Here is a 21,640-nt window from a genome sequence, read left to right as displayed (position 1 = left end):
CCGGGCCGACGGTCGTCCGATCCTGCCGGTGAGACGCGCGCACCCGCGCCCGCGCGGGCCCGCCGGGGGCCGGGGCTCACCGGGGCCCGCCGGGGGTTCACCAGGGGTTCACCGGGCCCGTCGGGGGCTCGCATAAGCGCTGCGGGCGTCCTTCCGGATGTCACCGAAAAGACGCCCGCGCGGAGGCGTACGGCCCGCCCTCAGCGGGCCGCCCTCATGACCGGATCTAACGGGTGTCGGAGTCGGCGCAGGTCAGGGCCACACGACCGGCCTCCAACCGGGCGACCGGGATGCGGAACGGCGAGCAGGACACGTAGTCCAGGCCGGCCTCGTGGCAGAAGCGGATCGAGTCGGGGTCGCCGCCGTGCTCGCCGCAGATGCCGAGCTTGATGTCGGGACGGGTCTTGCGGCCCTCCTCCACGGCGATCCGCACAAGCCGGCCGACACCGTCGCGGTCCAGGGACTCGAACGGGGAGACACCGAAGACGCCCAGCTCCAGATACTTGGAGAAGAACGCGGCCTCGACGTCGTCGCGGGAGAAGCCCCAGGTCATCTGGGTCAGGTCGTTGGTGCCGAAGGAGAAGAACTGGGCGGCCTCGGCGATCTGCGCGGCGGTCAGCGCCGCACGCGGCACCTCGATCATCGTGCCGACCAGCGCCTCGACCCCGACCTCGGCGAGGATCACCTGCGCCTCGTCCTTGACGCTCTCCAGCTCCTGAACGGCGGCGACGAGCGGGATCATGATCTCCGCGCGGGCCCCCGGAACGGCCTTGGCCGCCTCGGCGATCGCCCGGACCTGCATGGCGAACAGGCCGGGGATGACCAGGCCGAGCCGTACGCCGCGAAGGCCCAGCATCGGGTTCTGCTCGTGCAGCCGCTTGACCGCGGCGAGCAGCTTGCGGTCCTTGTCGTCGGCCTGCTCACCGGCGAGGGCCACCTTCACCGACAGCTCGGTGTAGTCGGGCAGGAACTCGTGCAGCGGCGGGTCGAGCAGGCGGATCGTGACGGGAAGACCCTCCATGGCCTGGAAGATCTCGATGAAGTCCGACTTCTGCAGCGGCTCCAGCGCGGCCAGCGCCTGCTCGCGCTCCTGCTCGGAGACGGCCAGGACGAGGTCCTCGACCAGCTGGCGGCGGTCGCCGAGGAACATGTGCTCGGTACGGCAGAGCCCGATGCCCTGGGCGCCGAACCGGCGGGCGCGGGCGGCGTCCTCGGCGTTGTCGGCGTTGGCCCGGACGGCCAGCCGCCGAGCGGCGTCGGCGTGGGCCATGATGCGGTGCACGGCCTTGACGAGCTCGTCGTCCTGGTCGACCGCACCCTCGAAGTACTCCACGACCGGGGAGGCGACCACGGGCACCTCACCGAGGTAGACGGCACCGCTGGAACCGTCGATGGAGATGACGTCTCCCTCGGAGACCACGATGCCGCCGGGCGCGGTGAACGAGCGGTCCTTGGCCGAGACCTCCAGCTCCTCCGCGCCGCAGACGCAGGTCTTGCCCATGCCGCGGGCCACCACGGCCGCGTGCGAGGTCTTGCCGCCGCGACTCGTCAGGACACCCTGAGCGGCGATCATGCCGGCCAGGTCGTCGGGGTTGGTCTCACGGCGGACCAGGATGACCGCCTCGCCCTTGGCCGCGAGCTCGACGGCCCGCTCGGAGGAGAAGACCGCCTTGCCGACGGCCGCGCCCGGGGAGGCGTTCATCCCCTTGGTGATCTTGGTGGTCTCCGCGTCCTCGGCGAAGCGCGGGAACATGAGCTGGGCGAGCTGGGCGCCGGTGACGCGGGTCACGGCCTCGTCGAGGTCGATCAGACCCTGGTCGGCCAGCTGTACGGCGATGCGGAACGCGGCACCCGCGGTCCGCTTGCCTACTCGGGTCTGGAGCATCCACAGCTTGCCCCGCTCGACCGTGAACTCGATGTCGCACAGGTCGCGGTAGTGGTTCTCCAGCTTCTCCATGATCCGCATGAGCTCGTCGTAGACCGACTTGTCGATGCGCTCCAGATCCTGCAGCGGCATGGTGTTACGGATGCCCGCGACCACGTCCTCACCCTGCGCGTTCTGCAGGTAGTCGCCGTAGACGCCCTGGTGACCGGTGCCGGGGTCGCGGGTGAATGCCACTCCGGTGCCGGATTCCATGCCGCAGTTGCCGAAGACCATCGAGCAGATGTTGACCGCGGTGCCGAGGTCGGCCGGGATGCGCTCCTGACGGCGGTAGAGGATGGCGCGAGGGGCGTTCCAGGAGTCGAAGACCGCCTTGATGGCCATGCGCATCTGCTGGTGCGGGTCGGCGGGGAAGTCCTCCCCGGTCTGGGCCCGGACGATGCCCTTGTAGGTCTCGACCAGGCGCTGGAAGTCGGTCGCCTCAAGCTCCAGGTCGTTGCGGCCGTTCCTGATCTCCTCAAGGGCGTCGTCGAACAGCTCGGCGTCGATGCCCTGGACGGTCTTGCCGAACATCTGGATGAGACGCCGGTAGGAGTCCCACGCGAACCGCTTGTCACCGCCCGCCTGCTTGGCCAGACCGTGCACGGACTCGTCGTTCAGCCCGATGTTGAGGACGGTGTCCATCATGCCGGGCATGGAGAACTTGGCGCCGGAACGCACGCTGACCAGCAGCGGGTCGTCGGACTGTCCCAGACGACGGCCCATCTGCCGCTCCAGCGCGGCCAGGTGCTCGGAGATCTCCTCTTCCAGGCCCTCTGGGAACGCCCCGTCCTCCAGGTACTGGCGGCACGCCTCAGTGGTGATGGTGAAGCCGGGGGGCACCGGCAACCCGAGATTGGTCATCTCGGCAAGGTTTGCCCCCTTACCGCCGAGCAGATCTTTAAGATCTTTGTTGCCCTCGGTGAAGTCGTAAACGTACTTGGGCACGGTTGCTCCTTCTGCGACTTCAAACGACGCGTGGTTCCGCCTCACTTCGGACTCTACCGATGAAGAAGAGGATGAAACGCCACTCACCAGGTGACACTGCATTCATGCAGGTCAAACCCAATGCAGCGGTCTAATCCAATTCAAATCGGGGTCAAATCAATGACCATATCGGCCGCCCGAAGAATTGGTATAAACCAATTGGTATAAACCAATTGTCTCAGTATTCAAACACGTTCACAGAGGATTCAATCCCCATCGGGACGGGTACACGCGGCGGTCAACTTGATCGACTTCCTGCCGGAAGCGCCCTGTGGATCTTGTCGCCACAAGCGGCGATCCGGATGGACGCCCGCGACGCGGAGGAGCCCCCGGGAGCCGCGCGCGGCACGACCCGAGGCCGGGGTGGCCCCGGAAGCGGGACGGCCCCGGGAGCGGGGAGCTCGCCTCCCGAGCCCCGGCGGCATCACGGGGAACGGAGAGCCCGCCTCCCGAGCCCCGGCGGCATCACGGGGAACGGAAGGACGACGGGAGCTCGCGAGCCCGCGAAAAGACGAAGGCCGGCGACCCCTTTCGGGGCCGCCGGCCGTGGCCGGTCATGCGGACCGGTCGTTCAGTCGTTCTTTCAGTCGTTGAGGTGCTTGCCGAGGTAGGACTCCACCTGGTCGAGGGCCACCCGGTCCTGGGTCATCGAGTCACGCTCGCGGATGGTCACCGCCTGGTCCTCAAGGGTGTCGAAGTCGACGGTGATGCAGAACGGCGTGCCGATCTCGTCCTGGCGGCGGTAGCGGCGGCCGATCGCGCCCGCGTCGTCGAACTCGACGTTCCAGCGCTTGCGGAGCTGGGCGCCCAGGTCCTTGGCCTTCGGCGACAGGTCGGCGTTGCGCGACAGCGGCAGCACCGCCGCCTTGACCGGGGCGAGACGGTGGTCGAGGCGCATGACCGTGCGCTTCTCCATGACGCCCTTGGCGTTGGGCGCCTCGTCCTCGGTGTAGGCGTCGATCAGGAAGGTGAGCGTGGCACGGTCGACACCGGCCGCGGGCTCGATCACGTAGGGGACGTAGCGCTCGCCGGTGTCCTGTTCGAAGAAGCTGAGGTCGGTGCCGGAGGCCTTGCCGTGCGCGGTGAGGTCGTAGTCGGTGCGGTTGGCGACGCCCTCAAGCTCGCCCCACTCGCTGCCCGTGAAGTTGAAGCGGTACTCGATGTCGACGGTCCGCTTGGAGTAGTGGGACAGCTTCTCCTTGGGGTGCTCGTAGATGCGCAGGTTGTCCGGGTTGATACCCAGGTCGGTGTACCAGCGGAAGCGCTCGTCGATCCAGTACTGGTGCCACTCCTCGTCGCTGCCCGGCTTGACGAAGAACTCCATCTCCATCTGCTCGAACTCCCGCGTACGGAAGATGAAGTTGCCCGGGGTGATCTCGTTGCGGAACGACTTGCCGATCTGGCCGATGCCGAACGGGATCTTCCTGCGCGCGGACTGCTGCACGTTGAGGTAGTTGATGAAGATGCCCTGGGCGGTCTCCGGCCGCAGGTAGGCCAGGCCGGACTCGTCTTCGACCGCGCCGAGATAGGTCTTCAGCAGGCCGCTGAACTGCTTGGGCTCGGTGAAGGCGCCCTTGTTGCCGCAGTTGGGGCAGGTGATGTCGGCCAGGCCGTGCTCCGGAGCCTTGCCGTGCTTCTCCTCGTAGGCCTCTTCGAGGTGGTCGGCGCGGTAGCGCTTGTGACACGACTGGCACTCGGTCAGCGGATCGGTGAAGGTCTCCACGTGGCCGCTGGCCTGCCACACCTCCGGTGCCAGGATCACGGAGGAGTCGATGCCGACCACGTCGTCACGCCCCTGCACCACGGCCTTCCACCACTGCCGCTTCACGTTGTTCTTGAGCTCCACACCCAGCGGACCGTAGTCCCAGGAGGCGCGCAGGCCGCCATAGATCTCGCTGGAGGGATAAACAAGACCACGTCGCTTGGAGAGGCTGACGATGGTGTCCATGATGTCCGTACGGCGTGCCATAAGGGAAAATCTCCATCCGGCTGGAGGTCGGCGAGGAATTGGTTGAGCTCCAGCTTAGGGGAGTCGGACGAGCAAAGCGCGCGCATAAATCATCACGCCCGCCTTATCCAAAGAAGATCCAAAGAGACTTGTTACGACCGATACCGTCGAGACCCGTCACGGCCGGTCCACATCCTCGAACGCGCTCGGCTCGTTGATCATCAACGTCATCAGCGGATACATCACCATCCGTGCCGCGCTCAGCGCCCTCCGGTAGAACCCCGCCCCCTCCCATTCGCTGACCAGCGCCCACAGCTCCGGCTCGTCCACCGACCGGGTCACCCGGCCGCGCACGTATCCCGGCTGCCCGGCCAGCGTGTCGACGATGTCATGCGCCTGGGCCAGGAATTCCTCGGCCTGACCGGGCGGCACCGAATAACGGATGAGAGCCAGCATCCGCCCAGCATGCCAGAGCCCGCCTCTCCCCTCGGCTCCGGCAGGAGACCCCTGCTCCGGCAGGAGGAGGCGGACCGCGGGCGTGGAGCATGTCGCTTTGGACGTCCCGGCGTTAGGCTCTGGCCGTGGCCGACAAACGTCGTGAACGTCCCGCGCACCCTCTGGCCCAGCATCGCCCTGAGCAGAGGAAACGCCCGCTTCCTCCGGGCGAGCAGTTCTTCACTCCGGGCGCGAGCGGCCTGCGCAAGAAGGTCGAGCAGCGCAGCGCGGCCCCGCTCGTCTTCCTGTTCCAGCTCCCCCGCTGGATCGCCCCGGCGCTGCTCGTCGTCCTGCTTCTGGCCGGCTTCGCCGTATCGTCCTTCTGGGGCGGCCTGGCGGTGTTGCCGGTGATCGGGTTCGTGAGCTGGCTGGCCTACATGTCATGGCCGTCGCTCGACACCAAGGGCCGCATCCTCCGCGTCGCCCTGCTCACCTTCCTGGTCCTGCTCGCCGCCGACCGCTTCGGAGCCTTCTAGACGTCCCTTCCGAGACGGTTTTGACAACCATTTTCATTTGCGTCCATACTGGTGGACATGATGTCCGACTTCTCCCGACGTATGCGCATGCGTACTGCGGGTTTGCTCGCCCTCACGACCGTTCTCGCCGCCACCGCCGCCTGCGGATCCGGCTCGGCCGACTCCGGCTCGGGGAGCGGTTCGGCGGGCGGCCCGGCGGGTGGCAAGACCGACGTCACCGCGGCCTTCTATCCGCTGCAGTGGCTGGCCGAACAGGTGGGCGGATCGGACGTCACCGTCACCGGCCTGACCAAGCCCGGTGTCGAGCCGCACGACCTGGAGTTGGCGCCGACCCAGGTGGCCGGCCTGGAGCAGACCCGGCTGGTCGTCTACGTCAAGGGCGTGCAGCCCGCCGTGGACGAGGCCGTCGAGCAGCACGCCGCCGACCGGAGCCTCGATGTGGTGACCCTGGTCAAGACCCTCCCCGCCGTCGCCGAGGAGCACGAGGAGGGCGAGCAGGACCACGGCCACGACGTCGGCTACGACCCGCACATCTGGCTCGACCCGTCCCGCTTCGCGACGGCCGCGACCCGGCTCGGCGAGAGGCTCGCCGCCGCCGACCCCGCCCACGCCCAGGGCTACAAGGACCGCGCGGCCAAGGTCGCCTCCGACCTCACCGCCCTGGACGGCGAGCTGACGCGGGGCCTGGGCACGTGCGGTTCGAACGCGATCGTCACCAGCCACACCGCGTTCGGCTACCTCGCCGACCGCTACAAGCTCCGCCAGATCGGGATCAGCAGCATCGACCCCGACGGTGAACCCTCTCCCGCTCGCCTCGCCGAAGTGGCGAAAGTGGCCAAGCAGGAGAAAGTGACTACCATTTTTACCGAGTCTCTCGTCAGCCCGAAGGTCGCCGAGGTCCTCGCCCAGGAGATCGGAGCCAAGACCGCGGTCCTGGACCCGGTCGAAAGCCAGCCGGCGAACGGCGACTACCTGTCCGCCATGCGCCAGAATCTCACCGCACTTCAAGCGGCGCTCAGCTGCTCGTAAAGGCAACACGTGACATCTAACCAAGCGGTTTTCGCCATGAGCGGCGGTCAGGTCCGCCTGGACCGCCGCCCGGTGCTGCGCGGCATCGATCTGACCATCGAGCCCGGCGAGGTGGTGGCCGTGCTCGGCGCGAACGGGTCGGGCAAGTCCACCCTCATCCGCGCCCTGCTCGGCCTGACGCCGCTGTCCGGCGGCACGACCCTGCTGTACGGCGCGCCGCCCGCGCGGTTCCGCGAGTGGTGGCGGATCGGCTACGTGCCCCAGCGGCTCTCGGTGGGCGGTGGCGTGCCGACCACCATCCGTGAGGTCGTCGCCTCCGGCAGGATCGCCAGACAGCGGCGGCTCCGCCCGACCAACGCGGCCGACCGCGAGGCCACCGCCAGTGCGCTGGCGGCCGTCGGCCTGGCCCATCGGGCCGGAGACCCGGTCCAGGCCCTGTCCGGCGGGCAGCAGCAGCGGGTGCTGATCGCCCGCGCCCTGGCCGGGGAGCCCGACACCTTCGTCATGGACGAACCCACCGCGGGCGTGGACGCCGACAGTCAGCAACTCCTCGCCGACACCCTGTCCGCGCTCGTCGCCGAGGGCAAGACGATCGTGCTGGTCGCCCACGAGCTCGGCCCGCTGGAGCCGCTGATCACCCGGGCCGTGGTGATCAGGGACGGGTTCGTGTGTCACGACGGACAGCCTCCCCACGCGGTCGGCGCGCACGCGCTGCCCGGCCACGACCACGTGCACCCGCACGCCGAGGAGAAGCCCTTGAGCCCGCTCGACTGGAGGCCCACGTCGTGATCGACCTCCTGCAGTTCGACTTCATGCAGCGGGCGCTGATCGCCGCCCTGCTGGTCGGCCTGGCCGCGCCGGCCATCGGCACGTTCATGGTGCAACGCCGCCTGGCCCTGCTGGGCGACGGCATCGGGCACGTCGCGCTGACCGGTGTGGCGCTCGGCTTCCTGACCGGCACCGCTCCCGTGCTGACCGCCGTGGTGGTCTCGGTGCTCGGCGCCGTGGCCATCGAGCTGGTCCGCGAGCGCGGCAGGACCAGCGGCGACGTGGCGCTCGCGCTGCTGTTCTACGGCGGTATCGCCGGAGGCGTGCTGCTCATCTCCCTGGCCCCGGGCGGCAGCAACGCCACCTTGATGTCCTACCTTTTCGGCTCGATCAGCAGCGTCAGCGTCGAGGACGTGTGGGTGATCGGCCTGCTGGCGGCCGCCGTACTCGGCATGGTGGCCTTCTTCGGGCGGGAACTCTACGTGCTCTGCCAGGACGAGGAGGTCGCCAAGGCCAGCGGCCTGCCGGTGCGCTTCCTGAGCCTGCTGATCGCCGTCACGGCCGCGCTGACCGTGGTGATCGCCATGCGTGTGGTTGGATTGCTGCTGGTCAGCGCGTTGATGGTGGTGCCGGTGGCGACCAGCCAGCAGCTCACCCGAGGGTTCCGGAGCACAATGCTGTTTTCCATGCTCTTTGGGATGATCGCCACTGTCGGCGGGCTTACCTCCTCCTTCTACGTCGAGGTCCCGCCGGGCGCCGTCATCGTGATCGTAGCCCTCGCAGGGTTCGTCCTGGCCCTCGGGCTCGGTAGATTCATACGCCGAAGCCGACCACGGGAGTCCACTCCATGAGCAGCAGACGCGATGCCGTCCATGACGTCCTCCGCCAGAGCGAAGGCTTCCGCAGCGCGCAGGACGTCTATGCCGAGATGCGCGCGGAGGGCGCGAAGATCGGCCTGACCACCGTTTACCGGGCGCTGCAGGCACTCGCCGACAGCGGTCATGTCGACATGCTCAGAACCGACGACGGGGAGTCGGTCTACCGGGCGTGCGCCAGCGGTGATCATCACCACCACCTGGTCTGCCGCCGCTGCGGGTGGACCGTGGAGGTGGCCGGGCCCGTGGTGGAACGCTGGGCCGAGGCGGTCGGTTCCGAGCACAGCTTCACCGACGTCACTCACACGGTCGAGGTCTTCGGCACCTGCGCCTCCTGCTCGGCCGCCGTCGAGGCCGCCAGAGCCGCCGGCCCCGGCCGGATCTGAGGGCGCGGGGCGAGGTTCGCCGGGCCGGCGGCCCGGCACGACCGCGAACGCCGCTCCGGGCGGGAGCCGTACAGGACACCGAGGGCGATCACCGCGCACCCGGCGAGCTGGATCGCCGACGGGCGCTCGGCGAGCGCCAGCGCGGACAGCGCGACGGTCCCCGCGGGCTGGACGAGCAGCAGCAGCGCGGTGAGCGCCGCGGGCTGGCGGGGCAGCGCGTAGGTGATCAGCACCCAGCCGAGCACCTGGGGCCCGAGCGCGAGCAACAGCAGCCAGCCGTGCGAGGGCCACCGGGGAGTGAGGACGGCGCCGCCGGACCAGAGGCCGGTCAGGGCGATCAGCACCGTGGCCGCCGCGACCGCGTGGGCCAGCGGCCCGGCGCCCCGGTGACCGCCCTGCGAGCACGCGCGCAGGATCAGCATGAAGGCGGCGTAGGCCAGCGAGGTGGCCGCGCCGAGGATCACGCCGAGGCGGGGGTCGGAGCCGTACGGCGCGGCGTCGAACAGGCCGGAGATCAACACCACGCCCGCGAACACGACGGGGGCGGCGAGCAGGAGCCGGTTCGGGGGCCGCTCGCCCAGAAACGCCCATGCCGCGAACGCCACCACGAACACCTGCAGGTTGCCCAGGACGGTGGCCAGACCGGCGCCGACGTAGCCGATGCTGTGGTGCCACAGGAGCAGGTCCGTGGCGAAGATCGCGCCCGCGAGCCAGGAGAGCCGGCGTTCTCTGGCCGCCATCGGGCCGATCCTGCGCTTCTCCCGCCAGGCCAGCGCCCCCAGGAACGGCACCGCGTAGGCGCACCGGAACAGCGCGGAGGTGGCGGGGGACGCGTCGGACAGGCGCACCAGGGTGGCCGATGTCGCGATGACCATCGCTCCGGTCACGGCTGCGACAAGGATACGGCGCTGCGCGATCACACACGACCCCCGAACACCCGCCGGAGAGATACGCTTCCGAGACGGCAAGTCGCCGTACGCGCCCCCACGTCAAAACCGCATACAACAGGAGTCAACATGCCATTCGGACATGACATGGTGCACTCACTCGCCACAGTGGTCGACCTGGTCAACACCTCTCCCTCCACCGGGGGCCAGGACACGCTGACCACCCTGGAACAGCTCGGCGAGTTCGTGGAACGGCAGCAAGTGAGCGGCATCGAGAAGCTGGACGCCACCGACCTGAGCCAGGTGCGCACCCTGCGAGAGGCCTTCCACAAGGTCTTCACCGCCCCCGACCAGGCCACTGCCGTCATCCGGGTGAACACGCTGCTGAGCGAGACGCGCATCACCACACGCCTGACCGAGCACGACGGTCACCCCCTGCACATCCACTACTTCGCGCCGGGCGCCTCGCTCAGCGAGCACCTGGCGGCCGACCTCGGCGTCGCCCTGGCCCACCTGCTCGTCGAAGGCGAGTGGGAACGCCTGCGCACCTGCTCGGCACCCGACTGCGACCACGTCTTCGTGGATGAGTCGCGCAACCGCTCCCGGGTCTACTGCGACAGCCGTACCTGCGGAAACCGGATGCACGTCGCCGCCTACCGAGCCCGCCGCCGCGCCTGAGGTCACCCCCCGCCGACCGCGCCGAAATCGCCGTGCCGCCCCGCCCCCGCGGCGAAGCGCGCGGCGCCGGCCACCGCACCGGGCAGGGCGTTCATGCCGTGGCGCAGCTCCCCCGCCATGGCATCCTCCTCCGCCAGGCCCTCCTGTTCCAACACCGACATACGGTCGCCGCGCATGCAGCCTTGCGGGAAGCGCGCGATGTCGGCGGCGAGACGCTCGGCGGCCTCACGTGCCTCACCGACCGGAACCACTCGGTTGACCAGACCCATCTCCAAGGCCTCCGGGGCCGGGACGGGACGGCCGGTGAGGATCATGTCCATCGCGCGGCCCGTCCCGATCAGCCGCGGCAACCGCACGGTCCCGCCGTCGATCAGCGGGACGCCCCAGCGACGGCAGAAGACCCCGAAGACCGCCTCCGACTCGGCCACCCGCAGGTCGCACCAGAGCGCCAGCTCCAGCCCGCCCGCGACCGCGTACCCGGCGACCGCCGCGATCACCGGCTTGCCGAGCCGCATCCGGGTGGGCCCCATCGGCCCGTCACCGTCGGGGGCCACCCGATTGCCGCGGTCCGTGTCGATCGCCTTGAGGTCGGCCCCCGCGCAGAACGTGCCGCCCTCGCCCCACAACACGGCCACGGCGGCGTCGGGATCGGCGTCGAACTCGCGGAAGGCGTCGGCCAGGGCCACGGCGGTGGGCCCGTCCACGGCGTTACGGGCCTCGGGCCTGGACAGGACGACGGTGGTGACAGGCCCGTCGCGCTCGATCCTGACGGTCATCCGGGTGCACCTCTCTGCGGAGTCGGCATCACCCGGAACATAACATTATTCTGTAACGTGATTCGGTACGGCTCCGCCGTACCTCCTGTCGCGGCGGGCGTAGACCTCGCAGGCCTCCCACAGGTCGCGGCGGTCGAAGTCGGGCCACAGCCGGTTGAGGAAGACCATCTCGGCGTAGGCCGTCTGCCAGATCAGGAAGTTGGAGGTGCGCTGCTCGCCCGAGGAGCGCACGAACAGGTCCACATCCGGGATCTGCGGCTCGTCCAGATAACGGGCGAAGGTCTCCTCCTTCACCCGGCCCGGCTTGACCCGCCCGGCCGCGATGTCCTGCGCCAGGCGCAGCGCCGCGTCCACGATCTCGGCGCGGCCCCCGTAGTTGACGCAGAACTGGAGGGTCAGCGTGGAGTTGCGCTCGGTCATCCGCTCGGCGTCCTGCAGCTCCTGGATGACGCTCTTCCACAGCCGCCCGGGACGGCCCGCCCAGCGGACCCGCACGCCCATCGCGTGGAGCTCGTCCCTGCGGCGGCGGATGACGTCGCGGTTGAAGCCCATCAGGAAACGCACCTCGTCAGGAGAGCGCCTCCAGTTCTCGGTGGAGAAGGCGTAGGCCGACAGGTAGGGGATGCCGAGCTCGATCGCGCCCTCGATCACGTCGAAGAGCGACGCCTCACCCGCCTTGTGGCCCTCGGTGCGCGGCAGGCCGCGCTGCTTGGCCCACCGGCCGTTGCCGTCCATCACGATCGCCACGTGCCGGGGCACGAGGTCTCGCGGGATGGGCGGCGGGGTGGCACCGGAGGGATGAGGGGCCGGGGGACGGACGTTCAAGTGGTGAGCTCCCTTTCTACGTGTGGGAGAGAGCGTATGCCGTGTTCGAGGTGCCACTGGAGATAAGCCGCGACCAGGCCGCTGCATTCGGCGCGGTGCCGCCTGTCGGAGGCGTCGGCGGTGAGCCAGTCGCCCCGGAGCAGCGCGGACATCAGGGCCAGGGTCTCCCCTTCGGGCACGGCGGCGCCCGCGGGACGGCAGTTCCCGCAGACCACTCCCCCCGCCACGATGGCGAAGGCCCGCACCGAGGCCGCCTTGCACCGGGCGCACGCTTCGAGGGCGGGAGCGTAACCGGCGACGGCCAGCGAGCGCAGGAAGTAGGCGTCGAGCACCAGCCGGGCTTCGTGCTCCCCGGAGCCGAGCGTGCGCAGACCGCCGACGAGCAGCAGGAACTGGCGGAGCGCGGGCTCCTTCTCTCCTATGATCAGCCGGTCCGCGGTCTCCAGCATCGCGACGCCCGCGGTGTAGCGCGGGTAGTCGGACACGAGCGCCTCGCCGTACGGGCGGATCGTCTCCGCCTGGGTGATCACATCGAGCGTGCGGCCGGTGTGGAGCTGGAGATCCACGTGGGTGAACGGCTCCAGCCGGGCACCGAACCGCGAGGTGGTCCGCCTGACCCCCTTGGCGACTCCCCGGATCTTGCCGGTGCGCCTGGTCAGGACGGTGACGATGCGGTCGGCCTCGCCCAGCTTGTGGGTGCGCAGCACGATGCCCTCGTCACGGTACAGACTCACCGGATCAGTCTAGTGGGCTGACCCGGGTGGCACGTTTTAACCATGATCAAGGGGCACGGATGGATCACGAGTGCATGTTGTTCACCTAAAACTCACTAAACTTTGGCCTCTGGCGAGCTCCTCGCGCCATGTTTCACCCCGCCCCCGCACGAAAGGGTGCCATGCCCCGCGTGGTCCTGCTGGGCTCATCGCCCGGCCCCGATACCGCTCCCGGTCAGTCGACGCCGCCCGCCGGGCTGACCCTACCCGCGCTCCCCGGCTGCCCCACGGTGATCGGCAAGCTGCACGGCCAGCTCGCCTCGCTCGACCCCGCCCCGGTGACGATCGTCCACTCGGGCGACGCACCGGCCTACCGGGGTTTTCCCGGCAAGCTCGTCGAGACCTCCGACCTGGCCGGTGAGCTGCGCGCCGTGGCCGACGCGGTCGAGCACGCCACGGAGAACCTGTTCATCCTCCCCGCCAACTCACTGATCCACGACGAGCTGATCTACCAGATCACCAAGTCCAAGCGCGGGGCGCTCGCACTGATCGTCAAGGAGCCGCGCGAGGAGGACGAGAACGGCGACGCCATCGTCCCCGACGTCCCGATCGAGCAGGCGGAGCCGGAGATCGGCGACCGGACGCTGGAGGACCTGCCGGTCCGGGTCCGCGCCAGCAAGTCCCGGGTGATCTCGGTGGGCTCGGCCTACCACGCGGTGACCCGGCCCAACTCCGTCCTTCTCGGCCCGCTGCACCTGCACCAGAAGCACGCGGTCACGCTGGCCGAGGTCGCTCGCGAGCTCGCCGACATGGCCCACCTGTTCGGCCCCGAAGACGACCTGGTCCAGCTCCTGGTCCTGGGCCTGGTACGGCGAGGCGTCTCGGTCGGCATCCGCGGTCGCCGCGACCTGTTCTTCCAGCGGGTGAACACCCGGGAGGAAGCCGACCAGGCGGTGGCCGAGATGGCCACCTTCGACGAAGACAAGGCGCGGCTCAACAACGCGGTCAAGGGCGCCGACGGATTCTTCACCACCTTCTTCGTCAGCACCTACTCCCGGTTCATCGCCCGCTGGGCGGCACGGCGCGGGCTCACCCCCAACCAGGTCACGCTGATCTCCATCGCCCTGGGCGTGGCGTCGGCGGCGTGCTTCGCCACCGGCGCGCGGGCCGGGATGATCGCCGGTGGCATTCTGATCTACTTCGCGTTCGTGTTCGACTGCGTGGACGGTCAGGTCGCGCGCTACGCCCGCAAGTTCGGCGTGCTCGGGGCGTGGCTGGACGCCACCTTCGACCGCTTCAAGGAATACGTGGTCTTCGCCGGCCTGGCGGTCGGCGCGGCCGTCTCCGGTGTGGGCGACGTGTGGACGCTGGCGTTGATCGCGCTCGGCGTGCAGTCCATCAGGCACCTGCTGGACTTCTCCTTCGGCGCGGCCAACCGGCGCAAGCCTCCGTCGCCCCTGCCCTCGATGTCGCTGGCGATCAGCTCCGACACCGACCTGCGCGCGGCGCTGGAGCAGCGCAAGATCTCGCGCAGCGGCGGGATCCGCGGCCTGCTCAAGATGTGGACCAAGGCGGGCAAATACCGGGCCGTGCACTGGGCTCGCAAGATGATCGTGTTCCCGATCGGTGAGCGCTTCGCGGCCATCGCCATCGTCGGCGCCTTCTTCGACGCCCGGGTCACCTTCCTCACCCTGATCATCTGGGGCGGCATCGGCGCCGCCTACTCGCTCACCGGACGTCTGATGAGGTCGCTCGCATGATCACCCAGCCGCAGACCACCCCCGCTCCGGACCCCTACGAGGAGCGGCTGCGCATCCAGACCGCGCGGCTGCTCGCCTACCGCGACGACGGTCCGCTGGTCACGGCGCTCCGCGGCAAGGTGGGCCCGGGGCTGCCCCCGGTGCCGTCCGCGATCGCCGCGCTGCTGGCGATCATCGCGATGGCGGCGACCGGCATGCTGGACAGCGGCCCGATCCTGCTCCTCCCGGTCCTGGTCATGGTCGCCCTGGTGCTGCCGACCGCGGCCCGCGGCCACCTCGGCAAGTTCGACTGGATGATGCCGCCGCTGATCCGGGCGACCGAGTTCCTCACGATCGTCCTGATCGGCGTGGCGGTCGAGGCGCCCAAGTGGCTGCTGTTCGTGTTGATCTACGTGATCGGCTATCACACCTACGACACGGTGTACCGGACCCGGCAGAGCATCTGGCCGCCCGACTGGGTGTTCAAGGCCGGGCTGGGCTGGGAGCTGCGGCTGCTGCTGATCGGCGCCGGCGCCGCACTGGGTGTGCTGACCTGGGTGCTGGCCGCGCTCACGCTCTACCTCGGCGTGATGTTCGCCGTCGAGAGCGTGACGAGTTGGGTCCGCCTGGACAAGGAGTCGGCGCTCGCCCAGGCGGGCGACGACCTGGAGGCCTCCCCCGAGGAGGCCATGGAGCAGGCCACGGGCGAGGCCGAGCCCGCCTGACCCCGCCACACCACCCGCCGGAGGGCCGCGACGAACGTCGCGGCCCTTTCGTTGTGTTACAAAGCAACGTGGAACTGGATCGGCTGGATCGTGACATCATCGGGGCACTCGTCGAGGACGCTCGCGCCACCTACGCGGAGATCGGGCAGAAGGTGGGCCTGTCGGCGTCGGCCGTGAAACGGCGGGTGGATCGTCTACGTGAGACGGGGGCGATAACCGGGTTCACCGCGCGGGTGGAACCCTCGGCGCTCGGCTGGACGACCGAGGCCTACGTGGAGTTGTTCTGTGCCGGCAAGACCTCGCCTTCGGAGATCGGGGTGGCCATCACCCGCCATCCCGAGGTGGTCTCCGCCTGCACCATCACCGGCGAGGCGGACGCGCTGCTGCACATCAGGGCCACCGACGTCCGCCATGTGGAGCGGGTGATCGAGCGCCTCGCCTCGGAGCCGTTCGTGGTGCGGACCAAGAGCTCCATCGTGCTCTCCCGGCTGGTCGTCACCCCACTGGTGACCTCGCGCAACGAATCACCGTTCACTTCCTGAACTATGCAAAGAATCCACACTCACACGCAAAATCGGACTCTTGGCCTGCACGAACGCCGTTCCTAGGCTGTTGCCGTTCTCACCACAACGTCCTTTACGGGGTGTTCATGACGAAGCACTACCTCATGTGTCGGCCCGACTACTTCGCGGTTGAGTATGCGATCAACCCGTGGATGGATCCCGAGGCCGGAGCCGATCGCGAGGTGGCGATCCGCCAGTGGGAGGGGCTCAAGAGCGCCTACGAGGAACTGGGGCACCAGGTCAGCCTGATCGATCCGGTAGAGGGCCTGCCGGACATGGTCTTCGCCGCCAACGGAGCCCTGGTCGTCGGCGGCCGGGTGTACGGCGCGCGGTTCACCCATCCGCAGCGCGCCGCCGAGGGTCCCGCCTACCTGAAGTGGTTCGTCGACAACGGCTACAGCCGGGTGCACGAACCCGTCCACACCAACGAGGGCGAGGGCGACTTCCTCACGCTCGACCACATGGTGCTGGCCGGGACGGGATTCCGCACCGACATCACCGCGCACAAGGAGGCCCAGGAGTTCCTCGGCCGTCCCGTGGTGACGCTGCAGCTGGTGGACCCGCGCTTCTACCACCTGGACACCGCCCTGTTCCCACTAAACGGACATAACGTGGCATACTTCCCGGGGGCCTTCTCGGCGGGAAGCCAGGAGGTGCTGCGGAACCTGTTCCCCGACGCCGTCATCGCCGACGAGGACGACGCCACCGTGCTCGGACTCAACGCCGTCAGCGACGGCACCCACGTGGTGATCAACGCCGAGGCGGCCAACCTCCAGCTGGAGCTCAAGCGCCACGGTTTCGAGGTCGTACCGGTCGAGCTGTCCGAGCTGCGCAAGGCCGGCGGCGGGCCCAAGTGCTGCACGCTCGAGATCCGGGGATAGACACGAGTAGGACGGCCAGAAAGCAAGGAACGGCGAATACCGGATGACCACCACAGACGAGTTCATCGAGCTCAGTGAGCGCCGCAGCGCGCACAACTACCACCCGCTTCCCGTCGTGATCCACGAGGCGCAGGGCGCCTGGGTCACCGACGTGGAGGGGAAGCGGTTCCTGGACTGCCTGTCCGGCTACTCCTCGCTGAACTTCGGCCACGGCAACCCGAAGATCATCGCGGCGGCCCAGGAGCAGCTGGCGAGGCTCACCCTCACCAGCCGCGCCTTCTTCCACGACCAGTTCGCCACCTTCGCCGCCGGGCTGGGCGACCTCACCGGCAAGGACATGGTCCTGCCGATGAACACCGGCGCCGAAGCCGTGGAGACCGCCATCAAGGTAGCCCGCAAGTGGGGCTACCAGGTCAAGGGCGTGGCCCCGGAGCAGGCCAACATCATCGTGATGGAGGACAACTTCCACGGCCGCACCACCACGATCGTCAGCTTCTCCACCGACCCCGACGCCCACGACGACTTCGGCCCCTACACCCCCGGCTTCAAGATCGTGAAGTACGGCTCGGCCGAGGCGATCCGCGAGGCCGTCGACGCCAACACCGTCGCGGTGCTGCTGGAGCCCATCCAGGGCGAGGCCGGCGTGCTGGTCCCGCCGGACGGCTACCTCACCCAGGTCCGCGAGCTGTGCGACGCGGAGAACATCCTGATGATCGCCGACGAGATCCAGTCGGGTCTCGGCCGCACCGGCGACACCTTCGCCTGCGACCACGAGGGCGTCGTCCCCGACATCTACGTGCTGGGCAAGGCCCTGGGCGGCGGCGTCGTCCCGGTCTCGGCGATCGCCGCCAACGAGGACGTGCTCGGCGTGATCAAGCCGGGCCAGCACGGCTCCACCTTCGGCGGCAACCCGCTCGCCTGCGCGGTGGCCAACGCGGTCATCGAGATCCTCAACACCGGCGAATACCAGGCGCGGGCGAAGGAGCTCGGGGCCGTCCTGCACGAGAAGCTGCGTGGCCTGGTCGGCCAGGGCGTGGTCACCGTGCGCGGACGCGGTCTGTGGGCGGGCGTCGACATCGACCCCTCCCTGGCCACCGGCAGAGAGGTGTCCAAGGCGCTGATGCGCCGTGGCGTCCTGGCCAAGGACACCCACGGCTCCACCCTCCGCCTCGCCCCGCCGATCGTCATCTCCGAGGAGGACCTCGTCTGGGCCGTCGACCAGCTCTCCGAGGTCCTCAAGGAGCTCGCGGGCTGATCCTCCCGATCCGGGTACGGCTCGCTCAACGACGCGCGAGCCGATCCCGATCCGGGTATGGCTCGCTCAACGGCGCGCGAGCCGATCCCGATCCGAGTGCGGCTCACTCAACGACGCGTGAGCCGCACCCGGATTCCTGACTTCCGGCCTGGAGCAGCCCTTCAGGGCCGTACGGGTCCGCGCGCCGTACGCGCCTCCGGTCCGGAGGCCGAGCCGGTCTGCGAGGAGGTCGCCGCCCGGGCCCGCTCCACGATCCCGGGCCGATCCTGAAGCCATTCTCCATCGTGCTCTTGTGCCTTCCAGCCCGGGGAAGGACGATGATCAGGTGGGTGCGAAGGGGGCGCGGCGCCGGCTGGACAGGGCGTTACGCGTGTTCGGCTATCGGCTGTACCAGGGACCGGCGCGAGGGCGAGGCATCTACATCGGCCCGATCTCCGGCCGGCATGACACGAGGCGGCCGCTCCCGCCGGGGGCGGAGCATTACCTGCGCCGGGACAATCCTGAGCTGCTCGACCTGGAGGACCGCTACCGGCGGATGGTGTCGCCGCTCACCGATCACGCGGTGTGGACGGGAAGGCATCGCCAGGACGGCATCCATCTTCCCTACTTCCGTGGTGACAACGCCTACATCTGGCAACTCCGGCACATGGGCAGGAAGGCCCGGGAGAAATATCTCGCCTACGCCGAGTACGTCCACGGGCTGGACCACCGAGGCCTGCTGCACGAACTCGTGGAAGACGGTGCTTTCGGGTGCTGGACCTTCGACGACGGCCGTGGCCGCACCGTGAGCCGCGACCTCCTGGACTCGATCAACGAGATGTATTTTCTCGACCGCACGTGGGGGTTGTTCGAGCGGAAGGACTTCACGGTCGCGGATATCGGTGCCGGCTATGGCCGGCTCGCCACTCACATGACACGGGCGGCTCCCGGGCTGAGGCACTATTTCTGCCTCGACGCCGTCCCGGAGTCGACTTTTCTCAGCAGGTTCTACATCGGCTTCCGGGGGTGTGAGGAAAAGGCATCCTCGGTGCCACTCGACGAGCTGGACCAGCGTCTCGCCGGAGTCAGCATCGATCTGGGCGTGGCGATTCACAGTTTCTCGGAGATGTCGTCCGCCGCCATTGAATCCTGGGTGAGCCGACTGGTCAGAACGGGTGCGAGACATCTGCTGGTGGTTTCCAACGAGGCCGACGAGCTTTTCGCCTCGGAATCGGGCGGAACGCGCGTGGACGCCATGCCGATACTCGAAAGGCACGGTTATCGGCTCCAGGCGGCAGAACCGGTATTGCGGGACGTCGTGACCCGCCGTACGGTCGGCACCGACAACTACTTCTTGTTCTTCGAGCTTCACGAGAGAAACGTGTGACACTGCGCTACGGAGGCGTTGCTTGAACGAATTGATGCGGTTCGAGACGGCGGACGGCGGTCACGTGGTCGTCGAGGTGAGCACCCAGGATCCAGGCATCCAGCGGGCCAGCCGGGCGGGCGGGATGGTCGAGGTCCGGCAGAGGTTCGAAGACGCCCTGACAGATGTCCGCGATGCCGCGATCTCCGCGCTTGCGGTCTTTCGTGATGGACGACTCAAACCCGACAGCGTGGAGATGGAGTTCGGCGTCCGTCTCAACGCCGAAGCCGGAGCGGTGATCGCCAAAACCTCGGCGGAGGGCCACATCGTCGTCAAGCTGGGCTGGAACTCCGAGTCCGCCGAGAACGAATCGCACTGACATCCCATCCATGAAGATCGCCTACGCGGTTCGCCACTACTCCCCGGAGTGGGATGCGATCAGTAAATATGTAAGGAATCTCGCTGCTCTGTTGCGTTCGTCCGGGCACCGGACATACCTCGTCACGGAGTCCGCACCCGCCTCCGCACCGGAGTTCACCGCGGTCGTCGAGACCCGTCCGTCCAGGGAGGGCTGGGACTACTTCTGCGACGACCAGGAGTACGCCGACCGCGTCCATCGCACCATGCGGGCGCTCCACCGCGAGACGGGCCTGGACGTCGTCGAGTTCGCCGACAGGGGCGCGGAAGGACTGTCGGTGATCCGGGCCAAGCGGCTGCTGGGCGAGTTCGACGGCACGAGGTTGGTGGTACGCCTGCACGGGCCGACCGAACTGCTCGCCACGGCCGCGGGCGACCCGGAGGTCAGCTATCCCCGCTCGATCCGGATGTTCGCCGAAGACTACTGCGTCAGGCACGCCGACCTGCTGACCTCCCCGTCCGGGGCGGTGGAGGGATACGCCCGCGACCGGTTCAGATCGGCGCTACGGTGCCCTCAGCCCCTGTCCGCGGAGGATATGACGCCGGTGACGCCGCCGGCGGATCGTCCGGAGTTCCATGTCGTTTTCGGCGGCCTCCTGGACCCTGCCGGCGGAGCGGACCTGTTCCTTGAGGCCGCCGACCTGATCGTCAGGTCCGCACCGCAGTTCACCTTCACCCTGTACGGCGTCGCCGGTTCGCGCCGGCACTTCGGCAAGCCGTACGTGGAGCACCTGAAGCGGCTCATCACCGAGCCGCTGCGCGGGAAGGTGCGGATCGTCACCCCCACGGCGGACACCCAGGTCGGCGCGGTCCGGCCCGGGATCTGGGAAAGTGCCCGCTACTGCGTCTTTCCCGCGCGCTGGGACAACCTGTCCCACGAGGCGCTGGAGGCCATGAGCCGCGGATGCGTGGTGGTCTGCGGTGACGGCGGAGGGATGGCCGAGATCATCGACCACGGCGAGTCCGGTTTCCTGGTCGACCTCGGCGATCCGAAGCACCTGGCCGGATTCTTCCTCCGGCCGCCCCCCGGGCTGGACCGGGTCGCGGAGCGTGCGGTCCTGACAGCCCGGCGGACGGGAGATCCGGCCGACGCGTGCGCGCGGATCCTCTCCGCCTACCGGAGCGTGCCGGCGGACCCTCCACGCGCCGCCGCCGAACCGGGCTCGGCGCCGTTGGTGTCGGTCATCGTTCCCGTTTTCAACAAGGGGCGCCTCGTCGAGGAGACGATCGCCTCCGTCCGCGCGTCGGACTACTCTCCGGTCGAGATCGTCGTCGTGGACGACGGTTCCACCGACCCCGAGACGAGGGCCGTGCTCGACGGGCTGTCAGACGTGGTCAAGATCTCCAAGGAGAACGGCGGGCCCGGTTCGGCTTACAACGCGGGGCTGGCGGCGGCCCGCGGCGAGTTCGTCCTCCCGCTGGACGGCGACGACCTGATCGATCCGGGCTACCTGGGCACCGCGGTGCGTGCCCTGCTCAGCGACACGAGCCTGTCCTACCTGACGTGCTACGTCCGCTACTTCGGGATCCTGAATCTGGTCCACGTGCCCGTCGGCTACGTCCCGGATCTCATGCTCTTCCTCGACACCGAGGGCAAGAGGAGCAAGGTCTTCCGCCGATCGGCGCTTGAGGCGGTGGGCGGATTCGACGAGCGGCTCCCGACCCTCGACGACTGGGAGCTCCAGATTCGCCTGGCCAGGCAGGGCTTCGGCGGGGACGTGATCCCGCAGGTGCTCTTCTCCTACCGGCGGCACCTCACCTCCCTGACCTTTTCCTCGCACGCCGAGACGTTCGTCGACGAGATCCACCACGTGCTGCGCAAGCACGCGGACCTGGTGGCCGGTGAGGGCACGAACGCCGTGCTGCATCTGCTCCACCTGTGGAAGCACAAGGTCGAGCTGAGCCGCTCGGCCCAGTGGCGGCTGGAGGCCGGGGGCGCCCCGGCGTGATC

The 21,640-nt window shown here is 68.8% G+C and carries 21 protein-coding genes; 14 read left to right on the top strand and 7 right to left on the bottom strand.

The window, feature by feature from the left end; all coding sequences use genetic code 11:
* Positions 1 to 226: 226 nt before the first annotated feature.
* The 3 genes from ppdK to ACFY2X_RS44925 form a co-directional block, all read right to left on the bottom strand.
* Entirely contained in the window at positions 227 to 2,869 is a 2,643-nt protein-coding gene (gene ppdK / locus ACFY2X_RS44935) for a pyruvate, phosphate dikinase (protein WP_389950877.1), read from the bottom strand.
* A gap of 622 nt (positions 2,870 to 3,491) precedes the next feature.
* Entirely contained in the window at positions 3,492 to 4,877 is a 1,386-nt protein-coding gene (locus ACFY2X_RS44930; protein WP_389950875.1) for a glycine--tRNA ligase, read from the bottom strand.
* A 156-nt stretch (positions 4,878 to 5,033) separates the two neighbouring features.
* Positions 5,034 to 5,312: an antibiotic biosynthesis monooxygenase family protein gene (locus tag ACFY2X_RS44925; protein ID WP_389950873.1), complete on the bottom strand. Its 279-nt coding sequence runs from the start codon at positions 5,310 to 5,312 to the stop codon at positions 5,034 to 5,036.
* 125 nt (positions 5,313 to 5,437) lie between these two features.
* Here ACFY2X_RS44925 and ACFY2X_RS44920 point away from each other — a divergent pair, with 125 nt between their 5' ends.
* The 5 genes from ACFY2X_RS44920 to ACFY2X_RS44900 all read left to right on the top strand — a co-directional run bounded on the left by ACFY2X_RS44920 (position 5,438) and on the right by ACFY2X_RS44900 (position 8,885).
* A complete protein-coding gene (locus ACFY2X_RS44920; protein ID WP_389950870.1) occupies positions 5,438 to 5,827 on the top strand; it encodes a DUF6703 family protein in 390 nt (129 codons plus the stop codon).
* A gap of 87 nt (positions 5,828 to 5,914) precedes the next feature.
* Complete coding sequence (locus tag ACFY2X_RS44915; RefSeq protein WP_389950868.1) at positions 5,915 to 6,856, top strand: metal ABC transporter substrate-binding protein; 942 nt, start codon at positions 5,915 to 5,917, stop codon at positions 6,854 to 6,856.
* A gap of 36 nt (positions 6,857 to 6,892) precedes the next feature.
* A complete protein-coding gene (locus tag ACFY2X_RS44910) occupies positions 6,893 to 7,645 on the top strand; it encodes a metal ABC transporter ATP-binding protein (RefSeq protein ID WP_389950899.1) in 753 nt (250 codons plus the stop codon).
* A complete protein-coding gene (locus ACFY2X_RS44905) occupies positions 7,642 to 8,475 on the top strand; it encodes a metal ABC transporter permease (protein ID WP_389950865.1) in 834 nt (277 codons plus the stop codon). The genes ACFY2X_RS44910 and ACFY2X_RS44905 overlap by 4 nt, the downstream gene beginning before the upstream one ends.
* Positions 8,472 to 8,885, top strand: coding sequence for a Fur family transcriptional regulator (locus ACFY2X_RS44900; RefSeq protein ID WP_389950863.1), 414 nt, complete (start codon positions 8,472 to 8,474; stop codon positions 8,883 to 8,885). Before ACFY2X_RS44905 ends, ACFY2X_RS44900 begins: the two co-directional genes overlap by 4 nt.
* On the opposite strand, the gene ACFY2X_RS44895 is transcribed toward ACFY2X_RS44900, so the two are convergent.
* Positions 8,801 to 9,772, bottom strand: coding sequence for a DMT family transporter (locus ACFY2X_RS44895; protein ID WP_389950860.1), 972 nt, complete (start codon positions 9,770 to 9,772; stop codon positions 8,801 to 8,803). The two genes, ACFY2X_RS44900 and ACFY2X_RS44895, sit on opposite strands and share 85 nt — an antisense overlap.
* 129 nt (positions 9,773 to 9,901) lie before the next feature.
* Between ACFY2X_RS44895 and ACFY2X_RS44890 the strand changes: the two genes are divergently transcribed.
* Positions 9,902 to 10,450 (top strand): CGNR zinc finger domain-containing protein, encoded by a 549-nt coding sequence (locus tag ACFY2X_RS44890; RefSeq protein WP_389950857.1) that lies wholly within the window; start codon positions 9,902 to 9,904, stop codon positions 10,448 to 10,450.
* 2 nt (positions 10,451 to 10,452) lie between these two features.
* Here ACFY2X_RS44890 and ACFY2X_RS44885 read toward each other — a convergent pair whose 3' ends face one another.
* From ACFY2X_RS44885 to recO, 3 genes are read right to left on the bottom strand one after another with little or no spacing between them, the layout of a single operon-like run.
* Positions 10,453 to 11,226, bottom strand: coding sequence for a crotonase/enoyl-CoA hydratase family protein (locus ACFY2X_RS44885; protein WP_389950855.1), 774 nt, complete (start codon positions 11,224 to 11,226; stop codon positions 10,453 to 10,455).
* 45 nt (positions 11,227 to 11,271) lie between these two features.
* Complete coding sequence (locus ACFY2X_RS44880; protein WP_389950852.1) at positions 11,272 to 12,051, bottom strand: isoprenyl transferase; 780 nt, start codon at positions 12,049 to 12,051, stop codon at positions 11,272 to 11,274.
* Positions 12,048 to 12,785: a DNA repair protein RecO gene (recO, locus tag ACFY2X_RS44875; RefSeq protein ID WP_389950849.1), complete on the bottom strand. Its 738-nt coding sequence runs from the start codon at positions 12,783 to 12,785 to the stop codon at positions 12,048 to 12,050. The genes ACFY2X_RS44880 and recO overlap by 4 nt, the downstream gene beginning before the upstream one ends.
* Before the next feature lie 161 nt (positions 12,786 to 12,946).
* On the opposite strand from recO, the gene ACFY2X_RS44870 reads away from it, so the two are divergent.
* The 8 genes from ACFY2X_RS44870 (at position 12,947) to ACFY2X_RS44835 (ending at position 21,638) form a co-directional block, all read left to right on the top strand.
* Positions 12,947 to 14,524, top strand: coding sequence for a CDP-alcohol phosphatidyltransferase family protein (locus tag ACFY2X_RS44870; RefSeq protein WP_389950847.1), 1,578 nt, complete (start codon positions 12,947 to 12,949; stop codon positions 14,522 to 14,524).
* Entirely contained in the window at positions 14,521 to 15,228 is a 708-nt protein-coding gene (locus tag ACFY2X_RS44865; RefSeq protein ID WP_389950845.1) for a DUF5941 domain-containing protein, read from the top strand. Before ACFY2X_RS44870 ends, ACFY2X_RS44865 begins: the two co-directional genes overlap by 4 nt.
* A gap of 68 nt (positions 15,229 to 15,296) precedes the next feature.
* Positions 15,297 to 15,770: an Lrp/AsnC family transcriptional regulator gene (locus ACFY2X_RS44860; protein ID WP_389950843.1), complete on the top strand. Its 474-nt coding sequence runs from the start codon at positions 15,297 to 15,299 to the stop codon at positions 15,768 to 15,770.
* Between the two features lie 107 nt (positions 15,771 to 15,877).
* Positions 15,878 to 16,672, top strand: coding sequence for a dimethylargininase (ddaH, locus tag ACFY2X_RS44855; protein ID WP_389950840.1), 795 nt, complete (start codon positions 15,878 to 15,880; stop codon positions 16,670 to 16,672).
* A gap of 43 nt (positions 16,673 to 16,715) precedes the next feature.
* Positions 16,716 to 17,927: an ornithine--oxo-acid transaminase gene (gene rocD, locus ACFY2X_RS44850; RefSeq protein WP_389950838.1), complete on the top strand. Its 1,212-nt coding sequence runs from the start codon at positions 16,716 to 16,718 to the stop codon at positions 17,925 to 17,927.
* 325 nt (positions 17,928 to 18,252) lie between these two features.
* Positions 18,253 to 19,293, top strand: a complete 1,041-nt coding sequence (locus tag ACFY2X_RS44845; RefSeq protein WP_389950836.1) for a hypothetical protein — start codon at positions 18,253 to 18,255, stop codon at positions 19,291 to 19,293.
* 22 nt (positions 19,294 to 19,315) lie between these two features.
* The gene (locus ACFY2X_RS44840) at positions 19,316 to 19,651 is read left to right on the top strand and encodes a CU044_2847 family protein (protein WP_389950833.1); all 336 of its coding nucleotides are present in this window, start codon (positions 19,316 to 19,318) and stop codon (positions 19,649 to 19,651) included.
* Between the two features lie 10 nt (positions 19,652 to 19,661).
* Complete coding sequence (locus tag ACFY2X_RS44835; protein WP_389950832.1) at positions 19,662 to 21,638, top strand: glycosyltransferase; 1,977 nt, start codon at positions 19,662 to 19,664, stop codon at positions 21,636 to 21,638.
* Positions 21,639 to 21,640: the final 2 nt, after the last annotated feature.

The organism is Streptosporangium sp. NPDC000396 (genome assembly GCF_042898655.1).
GTDB lineage: Bacteria > Actinomycetota > Actinomycetes > Streptosporangiales > Streptosporangiaceae > Streptosporangium.
Note: the sequence above shows the minus strand (reverse complement) of the source record. Positions and strands in the feature narration are given on the sequence as shown.